Source organism: Burkholderia sp. Se-20378, assembly GCF_017104665.1.
GTDB lineage: Bacteria > Pseudomonadota > Gammaproteobacteria > Burkholderiales > Burkholderiaceae > Burkholderia > Burkholderia lata.
In genome coordinates this window covers 1-9,961 of sequence record NZ_JAAGPG010000314.1, presented here as the reverse complement: position 1 = coordinate 9,961, position 9,961 = coordinate 1, and the positions used below count along the sequence as shown (strand labels likewise).

The 9,961-nt window shown below is 65.8% G+C and carries 9 protein-coding genes; 4 read left to right on the top strand and 5 right to left on the bottom strand.

The window, feature by feature from the left end; translation table 11 throughout:
- The 5 genes from G3N93_RS26315 to G3N93_RS26295 all read right to left on the bottom strand — a co-directional run.
- A partial coding sequence (locus G3N93_RS26315) for an HlyD family secretion protein (protein ID WP_206134282.1) occupies positions 1-1,233 on the bottom strand: 1,233 nt, incomplete at its 3' end.
- Between the two features lie 12 nt (positions 1,234-1,245).
- Positions 1,246-2,250: a hypothetical protein gene (locus tag G3N93_RS26310; protein WP_206134281.1), complete on the bottom strand. Its 1,005-nt coding sequence runs from the start codon at positions 2,248-2,250 to the stop codon at positions 1,246-1,248.
- Complete coding sequence (locus G3N93_RS26305; RefSeq protein ID WP_174935674.1) at positions 2,247-4,367, bottom strand: peptidase domain-containing ABC transporter; 2,121 nt, start codon at positions 4,365-4,367, stop codon at positions 2,247-2,249. Before G3N93_RS26305 ends, G3N93_RS26310 begins: the two co-directional genes overlap by 4 nt.
- A gap of 145 nt (positions 4,368-4,512) precedes the next feature.
- A complete protein-coding gene (locus tag G3N93_RS26300) occupies positions 4,513-4,698 on the bottom strand; it encodes a hypothetical protein (RefSeq protein WP_006479215.1) in 186 nt (61 codons plus the stop codon).
- A 225-nt stretch (positions 4,699-4,923) separates the two neighbouring features.
- Positions 4,924-5,097: a hypothetical protein gene (locus G3N93_RS26295; RefSeq protein WP_006495012.1), complete on the bottom strand. Its 174-nt coding sequence runs from the start codon at positions 5,095-5,097 to the stop codon at positions 4,924-4,926.
- A 281-nt stretch (positions 5,098-5,378) separates the two neighbouring features.
- Between G3N93_RS26295 and G3N93_RS26290 the strand changes: the two genes are divergently transcribed.
- From G3N93_RS26290 to G3N93_RS26275, 4 genes are all read left to right on the top strand, one after another.
- The gene (locus tag G3N93_RS26290; protein ID WP_174945045.1) at positions 5,379-6,794 is read left to right on the top strand and encodes a TolC family protein; all 1,416 of its coding nucleotides are present in this window, start codon (positions 5,379-5,381) and stop codon (positions 6,792-6,794) included.
- Between the two features lie 488 nt (positions 6,795-7,282).
- Complete coding sequence (locus G3N93_RS26285; RefSeq protein ID WP_011355442.1) at positions 7,283-8,320, top strand: aliphatic amidase; 1,038 nt, start codon at positions 7,283-7,285, stop codon at positions 8,318-8,320.
- 68 nt (positions 8,321-8,388) lie between these two features.
- Entirely contained in the window at positions 8,389-8,871 is a 483-nt protein-coding gene (locus G3N93_RS26280) for an AmiS/UreI family transporter (protein WP_174935679.1), read from the top strand.
- The gene (locus G3N93_RS26275) at positions 8,871-9,710 is read left to right on the top strand and encodes a CbbQ/NirQ/NorQ/GpvN family protein (RefSeq protein WP_206134280.1); all 840 of its coding nucleotides are present in this window, start codon (positions 8,871-8,873) and stop codon (positions 9,708-9,710) included. Before G3N93_RS26280 ends, G3N93_RS26275 begins: the two co-directional genes overlap by 1 nt.
- Positions 9,711-9,961: the final 251 nt, after the last annotated feature.

Sequence of the window (9,961 nt, the reverse complement as noted above, 5' to 3'; positions counted from 1 at the left end):
CAGGCTGCGCCGCTCCAGTACGATGTCGGCCTTCAGCATCATCCCGGCCCGCAGCGACAGCGGCCGCCCTTCGAATGCCGGCGTGCGGTCGGCCAGCTCGACCCAGGTCTTGAAGTAGGTCTGCGGCGTGGCGGCGTCGCCCGGCAGGTTCAGCTCCTTCGCGGAAAACGCGACGGGCGAGATCGACAGCACCTTGCCGCGATAGGTGCCGAACTTCTCGACCGGATAGCTGGCGTACGCCACCTTCACTTCCTGCCCCTTCTTCACGAAGCCGGCCTTCGACGACGGAATGTAGACCTCGGCGATCAGCCCGTCGGCCTTCGCGGGCAGGATCTCGACGACGCGCGTGCCAGGCGGGTCGATCACGCCGCCCTGCACGACGTCGAGCCGCACGATCTGCCCGTCGGCAGGCGCATACAGCACCTGGTTCACGTTCTCGTCGATGTTGTATTCCTTCGCGTTCAGCTCCTCCTGCTTGATCTTCAGCTCCGCGTTCGCGCCGTCGTACTTGCTCTGCATCGTGTCGAGATCGCCGCGCAGCTTCATCGCGTTCTTCGCGAGCTCAGCGCGCCGCAGCAGCAGGTCCTGGTACGCCTGCCCGGCCTGCAGGTACTGCGTGTTGACCTGGTTGTACTGCTCGAGCGTCACGACCTGTTCGTCGAGCAGTTGCTTCACGCGCGCACGCCGTTCGCCGTACTCGTCGACGATGCGCTTCTGGTCCTGGATCTGCCGGCCGATCAGCCCGCTGCTTTCGCCCTGCGCGGCGATCTGCTGATTGATCTGCTGCACCGACGACTTGTATTCGAGCCGCGCCGCGTCGATCTGCTGCGTCACCTCGACACGCTGCCGGTCGAGCGCCGCGCGCATCCCCTGCACGTTGTTCGCCTGGCTCACGAAGCTCGTGTCGCGCGTCACCGCCAGCAGCCGCTGGCCGGCCTTCACGTGCTGGTCCTTGCCGACGAAGATGTCGCGCACGGCCCAGCCCGGCGGCGCGCTGACGCCGATCAGCCCCGAGCGCGGCGTCAGCATCCCCGACACGCTCTCGGTGTTCGCATAGCTCAGTTCGACGAGCGCGGTCACGAACATCGCGAACATCGCGAGCGACAGGTAGCAGAAGAACCGCATCGACACCGGCACGTCGACGACGCCGTGGATCACGGTGCCGAAGGTCGTGCCGCGCGCAAGCTTGCGCGACGGCTTCTGTTCTCGGAGGGCGGAGTTCCAGGTCGGCATGGGGCGGGCTCGTCAGGAGCGACGCCGCGCGGCCGCATCGAGCAGCGGCGTCGGCATCAGGTAAGGCGTGAAGTGTTCCCAGAAATGCCACTGCTCGGGCTGGCGCACGAGCGCCTGCTCGAGCCGGTCGACGATGCGCTGGTGCGTCGCGCGCACGGGCGACGCGTCGTCGTCCATGCCGAGCATCGGCGCGAGCGGGCTGGCCGCGAGCTCGGTGAAATGCACCGCGCAGCGATCGCGGAACGGCACGCCCGTCGCATACGCGACCAGCAGCGGAATCCCCTGTTCGACCGCGAGCTTCACGCCGCCGCCGGCCATCCGCACCCAGCGGCCGCCGAGCCGGCAGCGGTTGGTCTTGCCGAACTTGCCGTGCAGGTCGGAGAACAGCAGGAACACGGGCGCCTCGCGCCGCAGGCTCGTGATCAGCCGGCGCAGGTGCACGCGCTCCTCGATGTCGATGAACTCGACTTCACCGGCGCCGTATTCGGCGACGAGCCGCAGCGCATCGTCGAAAAACGCGCCGGGCGCATCGCGGTGCAGGATCACCATCAGCTTGCGGTCGTCGGGAATCATGAAGCGCAGCTTCGTGACGAACAGCATCAGGTTGCCGAAGTGCAGCCCCGCGAGCATCAACGGGCCGCCGCGCGCGAGCGCCGCCTGCAGCTGCGCGTCGCCTTCGCACGCCATCCCGTCGATCATCGACTTCATCGATTCGAGGCTGTGCGACCGCAGCTTGAGCCCCGCGAACTCCGCTTCGAACAGTTCGCGCACGATCGCCGCCGATACTTCCCGCACACGTCGTGGATCGTCGTTCAGGTGCGCGCTCAGCATGTATGCGACCGCACGCTCGATCGACTCGCGAATGCACGGAAAGCAGCGCAGGCATGCGCCCGAGCACCAGCGCATCAGCCGCAGCCCGCGCGCCGGTGACGTGCGCAGCGCGACGGCGCGCACCGCGCGCCGCACCAGGAACGCATACGAGAACGGATTGAGCAGAAAGAGTCGTCCGAGCATCACCGCGTCTCCTCGGCCGAACGCCATGCGCCGGTCGCATCGGTCAATACGCCGTCCTGCATCTCGTAGATCCGGTCGACCATCGACAGGATCGACGCGTCGTGCGTGACGAGCACGATCGTGCATGGCAGCGTCAGCACGTTGCGGCAGATCTCGTGCGTCGTCGCCTGGTCGAGGTTCGACGAAAATTCGTCGAGGATCAGCAGGCGCGGCTCGCAATACAGCGCCCGAGCGATCAGGAGCCGCTGCATCTGGCCGGCCGACAGGAATTTCTGCGTATCGCCGAGCGGCGTGTCGTAGCGATGGTCGAGCCGCTCGATCTCGTCGTGGATGCACGCGAGCTTCGCCGCGTCGAACATCGCGCCGATCCGCGGCGCAGGCGCGAAGTTCGTGATGTTGTCGCGGATCGTCCCGCGAAACAGCTGGTCGGACTGCGTGACGGCCGCGAGATGCTTGCGGTACTGCCTCAGGTTCACTTCCGCGAGATCCACACCGCCGACGAACAGCGTGCCGGGCTCGGGCCGCACGAGCCCGCAGATCAGGTTCAGCAGCGTCGTCTTGCCGCTGCCGGTGCGGCCGACGATCGCGATCTTGCTGCCCGCCGGCACGTCGAGCGCAATGTCGCGCAGAATCGGGCGATGGCCGCCCTTCGGCGTGTACGACAGCGCGCGGATCGCCAGCGCACCGTCGAAACCGTCGACCGGCCGCACGACCGCGTCGGGCGCGGGCTCCTCCGTCTCGGTCTGCAGCACGTCCGCGACGCGGTCCATATGCACCTGCAGCACCTTGCGGCGCACGTAGAGCTGGATCGAGTCGATGAACTTGTCGGCGAACAGGTTCTTGTACTGGATGAACGCGTAGATCACGCCGATCGTGCTCTGGCCGTGCATCACGAGCCACGCGCCATACGTGACGATCACGAGCTGCTCGACGTGCACGATCCCTTTCGAGATCGCGTCGAACAGCAACTGCAGCCGCTCCTGCTGGCGCATCGCCTGCAGCTTCTGCGTGAACGCGTTCACCCACAGGCTGCTGCGCGCGGTCTCGGCCGACAGCAGCTTGATCGAGTGCGCGGAACGGATGTTCTCGATCAGCAGCGCGTCGGCTTCGGCGCCGCGCGTGAGAATCTGCGACATCGCGTCCTGCAGTTGCGGCTGGATCGCGAGCCGGCTCAGCGCGAACAGCACCATCCCGGCCAGGCTGATGCCGGCCAGCACCGGGCTGTAGTACAGCATCAGCACGAGCGTCAGCGTGCAGGTGACGATATTGAGCAGCCCGCCGACGAGGCCATCGACGAGAAAGCGCCCGACCTCCGACACCGACGACACGCGCGAAATCGAATCGCCGGTGTTGTGGAACAGGAAATAGCCGATCGGCAGCCGCGCGAGATGTCCGACCATGTTCGCCGACAACTGCTGCGACACGATGTTGCGCAGGTAGCTCTTGATGTTGCCGACGAGGTTCGCGTAGAGCGTGTCGAACAGGAACACGATCGCGAACAGGATCGTCAGCAGGTACAGGATGTCGACGTCGGTCTTCTTCAGCGCCTCGTCGATCGTCAGCTGCACATACGACGGGCCGAGCAGCAGCAGGAGCTGCGCGGCGACGCCGCCCGCGATGCCGATCGCGAGGCTCTTGCGGATGCCGGTCAGCCCTTCGAGGTAGTCGCGCAACCGGATCCGGTCGGCCTGCCCCGCCCGCGTGAAGCCGATGTCCGGATTCAGTTCGAGCGCGTAGCCGGTGATGTGCGTGAGCGCCTGTGCGAGCGGCAGCTTCGTTTCGCCCAGCGCGGGATCGACGATGTGCACGCTGCCGTAGCCGACCTTCGTCAGCACGACATAGTGGTTCATCCCCCAGTGCAGGATGCACGGCGTCTTGAGCGCATCGAGCTCGCCCGCGTCGAACTGGAGCCCGCGGGCGCGCAGGCCGAGATCGTTCGAGATCTCCATCAGGTCGAAGAACGACAGCCCGGAATCGATCCGGACGGGGTAACGGTTGCGCAGCGTGCGCAACGTCGTTTCGCGCCCGTGCCACGACGCGATCATCGCGAGGCAGGCCAGGCCGCACTCCGTCACCTCGTCCTGCAGGACCGGACGGACTTTACGCGTATTGAAAAGCATGGTCGGGCACCCGGGGCGCGACGACGCGCCGCCCGAGCCTGCCGCTAGCGGGCCCGTGGCGGGTCGTGCGCGATACGCATGGGCGCAGCCGGCACGCTGCCGGCTGCGACGGAAGATCGGTGTTACCGGCGGCTTGGCGGGCCGCTCAGCGCGACGAGCCGAGCGACATCCGGAACTGCTCGACGGCGTGGGCCTGGTACTGGGTCATCAGGCCCTGGAGCGTGGTTCCGATCGACTGGTTGACGAGATCGACCGTATAGGCGGCCGAATTGGAGTAAAGCGACGCGCCGCCGCGAATCTGGCGGGCCTGTTCTTCCGTGATGTCTCGCATTTGTTGTGGCCTTTATATTGTCGGAATGCCTGCAACCGTCAGCCAATTGCAATCTCAATGGCCGTTCACTTTATTACGGGGATAATCCGGCACTCCTGCCTCCTGATAATCGCCCGAACCGAAAATAATGCATTCCGGATTCGCTTTATTTCCACTGCGGCGATCGATTCTTTTCCTTCTATTGCGCAGCATTTCGCGCGGGGGGCGCCTCCCCGCGCACGGCGGTTACTTGCCGGTGTTATTGAACGTCTTCGGGTTCTGCAGGTAATTGCCGAGGCTCGGCAGGAACTGGCCGAGCGCGGTCACCACCGGCGCGGCGTCAACAGCGAGGCTACCCAGCGAGCTGATCGCACCGCCGCCATGCACATTCCTGACCTGTTCCGTCGTCATGACCTTCATCATTCTCTCCTCGTAAAAAATAAAGATGATGCAAAGAACCTTCATTGAAAGACCAACGGCTTTTAATCCCTAGCGACTTGTTAATCTAATAATCACTGCGATTACGAGCCGAAATCAGGCTATCATGCGAGCGCATCGGAATTCAATGGAGGACACACTCTTACAGGCGCGTTTTCCGATGCACCACGGTTGGCAGGCATTCATGCTGTTTGAATTTCAATTTCAAAACGTTTAAATCCCGCCGCAATACGTTGCGGCACGGGCAGGAGACGGAGACGGCCATGTTTGAAACGAGGCGCGTGAATCGCGGATCGGCGACGCGGAATGCGGGTAATTCCCTATCAAGTTTTTCGACTAGGTGGAATCCCCGACTTGCAACCGTGACATTGTTCGCTGTAACGATAGCCGGCATGTCTGCGAACGCGCGTGCGTTCTGCCTCGACACCGCCTTCCAGTACGCGGCAGTGCACGATCCGCGCTACCTGCAGGCGCGCAGCGAATACGACGCGGCCCGCCAGAAATTCCCCGAAGCACGCGCGCAGATGTTGCCGCAGGCTGCCGCGCAACTCGAATGGGGGCGCTACGGCACGCACGCGAATCTGTTCGGGATCGACGTCAGCGGATCGAGCAATGCCGCTTACGGTTCCGCGCAAGTCACGCAGGCGCTGTTCAACGTGCCCTACCTGTACGACATGCGGCGCGCGACCGAGTATGAGGAATCGGCGAAACAGAAGCTCGAGGTGGCGAGGCAGGACCTGATCCTGCGCGTCGCGAACGCGTGCTTCGACCTGCTCAGCGCGCGCGAGAAGCTGCAGTCGGCCGACGACGAAGTGAACGCGCTCACCCGGCTCGAAAGCGATACACGACGCATGGCGCAGCTCGGGATGAAGACGATCGGCGATACGGCTGAAATCGAGGCGCGTCGCAGCCTCGCCGAATCCGACGAAGCCCTCGCGCAAACCGACGTCGACGCGCGCCGCGCGCGCTACGAGACGCTGCTCGGTTCGACGATCGATTTCTCGCGCTGGCCGCGGCTCGCGATGCGCGGCTCGTCGCCGCGCATTCCGTCGGGCGAATACGCACCGCAGGACAACCCTGCGTACCGGCAGGCCTATCGCGACGTCCAGGTCGCGCGGCTCGCCGCGAAGCGCGTCAGCGCCGAGCACTTGCCGACCGTCGACCTGTTCGCGTCGTACTCGCGCGGGCTCAACCCGAACCTGCGCGGGCTCACCGATCGCTCCGACTTCCATCAGAGCGCGGTCGGCGTGCAGGTGACGATTCCGATCTTCTCCGGCGGCAGCGTGTACTACCGGCAGGTGGAGGCCGAGCACGTGACCGAGCAGTACCGCAACCGGCTGCGCGAGGTCGAGGAGCAACTGGGCACCGATCATCGCGAGGCGCTGTCCGCGCTCGAATCGGTCGGCAAGCGCATCCGCGCGCTGCAGCAGTCGCTGCAGGCCGCGCGGCTTGCGTACGATTCGTCGATGAAGGCGCATCAGGTCGGCTACAGCACGACGTACGAAACGCTGAACCTGCGGCGCGACATCTCGGGCATCCGGCAGAAGTTGTTCGACAGCTATCTCGATGCGCTGAAGCTGCAACTGAAGCTGAAAAGCGTGCTCGGCACGCTCGACGAACAGTCGCTGATCGCGGTGGACAGTTTCCTCGAAAGCAACGCGGCGAACGATCGAAGTTAAGCGCGATTCAACCCGCATCGGCATACGCTAAAAGGTTGTAGACGCAACCTTATTCCGCATTGCCGATGCGCCTGCCAATCCGCTCATGTCGACGCGGGTGCGATGCGATGCCGCTCCGTCGCTCACGCAAACTTGCGTCCGACCCCGCTCGATCGCCCAGCGCAATGCACGATCCCGGACGCACGCCGCACCGGTCGCCGTGCCCTCACCGCGTGCAGGGGTATACGCGATGTTGCATCCAAAAAAAACTTTGCCTAGAGTGCATCCCATCGATCCGGTGGACAAAGACGTCCCACGATCGTGCGAAGCGCGTGCCCGCTAGCCCGCACTTCGCCGGCCCCACACCGGGCCACCCATCCGCATTCCCGTTATCCGACAGCGTTGTCGGATGAACGGACCGGCAAAGAAGCCCTTGCCTCGCTCGTCGAGGCAAGGGCTTTTTTTTGCCTTTCGAAAACGCACGTCTTCACCCGAACCAGGAGCACACCATGCGTCATGGCGATATTTCCAGCAGCAACGACGCCGTCGGCGTCGCCGTCGTCCAGTACAAGATGCCGCGCCTGCACACGCGCGCCGACGTAATCGCGAACGCCCGCGAAATCGCGGAGCGCGTGGTCGGCATCAAGCGCGGCCTGCCCGGCATGGACCTCATCGTGTTTCCCGAATACTCGACGCACGGGATCATGTACGACGCGAAGGAGATGTACGACACGGCCTCGACGATCCCCGGCGAGGAAACCGACATCTTCGCGGCCGCGTGCCGCAAGGCCAACGTGTGGGGCGTGTTCTCGCTGACCGGCGAGCGCCACGAGGAGCACCCGAACAAGGCGCCGTACAACACGCTCGTGCTGATCAACAACCAGGGCGAGATCGTGCAGAAGTACCGCAAGATCATGCCGTGGGTGCCGGTCGAAGGCTGGTATCCGGGCGACTGCACGTATGTCGCCGAAGGGCCGAAGGGGCTCAAGATCAGCCTGATCATCTGCGACGACGGCAACTACCCGGAGATCTGGCGCGACTGCGCGATGCGCGGCGCCGAGCTCGTCGTGCGCTGCCAGGGCTACATGTACCCGGCGAAGGACCAGCAGGTGCTCGTGTCGAAAGCGATGGCGTTCATGAACAACTGCTACGTCGCGGTCGCGAATGCGTCCGGGTTCGACGGCGTGTATTCGTATTTCGGCCACTCGGCGATCGTCGGCTTCGACGGCCGCACGCTCGGCGAATGCGGCGAGGAAGAAAACGGCGTGCAGTATGCCGAGCTGTCGGTGAGCCTGATCCGCGACGCACGCCGCAACATGCAGTCGCAGAACCACCTGTACAAGCTGCTGCACCGCGGCTACACGGGCAAGATCGGCTCCGGCGAATCGCCGAACGGCGTCGCGCAATGCCCGTTCGAGTTCTACGCAAACTGGGTGAACGACCCGGACGGCACGCGCCAGGCCGTCGAACGCCTCACGCGCGCGACACCCGGCACGCCCGAATGCCCGATCGAAGGCATTCCGTCCGAAGCGCCCGCGCACCGCTGAGCCCGCGCCCTGCCCGGCCGTTCGCGCCGCGTGCGCGAACGGCTCCGTCCCACTCTGGAGCCTTCATCATGCTCGGTGTCGCTCTCTTCTTCATCGGTGCGGTGCTGGTCGTCAACGGCGTCGCACTCACCGGCCGCATCGAACCGCGCGATGCGGCCGGCCTGAACCTGCTCGTCGGGCTGCTCGCGTTGCTGATCAACCTCGTCGGCCTCGTGCAGGCCACTGAGCCGCAGCAATATTTCTCGAGCGCGGGCGGCCTGCTGTTCGCGTTCACGTACCTGTACCTCGCCGCCGTGCAGTGGCGCGGACTGCAAGGCGCGGGCCTCGGCTGGTATTGCCTGTTCGTCGCGATCAGCGCGCTCGTCTATGCCGGCACGTCGCATGACGTGCGCTTCGGCACCATGTGGCTGCTGTGGTCGAGCCTGTGGTTCCTGTTCTTCGTCGCGCTGGGGCTGAAGCGGCGCGTGCGCTTCCTGCCCGGCTACACGATCGCGATCGGCGTCGGCACCTGCTGGTTGCCCGGCATGCTGATGATGACCGGGAGGTGGTAATGAGCGCACGCGATACGCCGCTTGCCACCGATCCGCTCGCCGGACACCGCATCGCCGACGCGCCGTTCTACCAGCCGGCCGGCGCCGAGGCCGACTGGTTCGAGACGGCCTGCCGCCATCACCTGCCGGTCCTGCTGAAAGGGCCGACCGGCTGCGGCAAGACCCGATTCGTCGAGTACATGGCGTGGCGCATGGGCCTGCCGCTGATCCAGGTCGCGTGCAACGACGACACGTCGGCCGCCGACCTGACCGGCCGGCACCTGCTCGACGCCGACGGCACCTACTGGGCCGACGGGCCGCTCACGCTCGCGGCGCGGCATGGCGCGATCTGCTATCTCGACGAGATCGTCGAGGCGCGCCCCGACGCAACGGTCGTGATCCATCCGCTGACCGACTCGCGGCGCGTGCTGCCGCTCGACCGGCTCGGCGAGGTCGTGCATGCGCATCCGGATTTCCATCTGGTGATCTCGTACAACCCCGGCTATCACGGCGAGCACCGGCGGTTGAAGCCGTCGACGCGGCAGCGTTTCGTCGCGATCGACTTCGGCTATCCGGATGCCGCGCATGAAGCCGACGTCGTCGTACGCGAAAGCGGCGCCGACCGCGACACCGCGCGCCGGCTCGTCGATCTCGCCCACCGCACGCGCGCACTGGCACAAGCCGGCAACGGGCTCGACGAAGGTGCGTCGACGCGCCTGCTCGTGCACGCGGCCCGGCTGATCGTCGCGGGGCTCGCGCCGCTCGATGCGTGCCGGATCGCGATCAGCGACGCGGCAACCGACGACGCCGACACGCGCGCCGCGTTCCCGACGATGGCCGCCGCCCACTTCGCCACATGAACGCGCTGCCACTCGCCCCCTCCCTGCCCGGAATCACCGCGCCCTAGACCTACGTCCGGCCCTACGATCCGCCCCTTCGCGCGCCACCCGACCCTTCCGCGCTCCGCCTACCATGTCCGTTGGCTCCCCCTGCGCGCATCGCGCCGCCCGCCCCCGCCCCGGGCAGCACCCCCCCGGTCGTCGCGCGCCTGGTCCCGCGGTCCGGCTCCGCCCCGCCCACGCGCGCCCCCGAGACCCGCACGCCCCCGCCA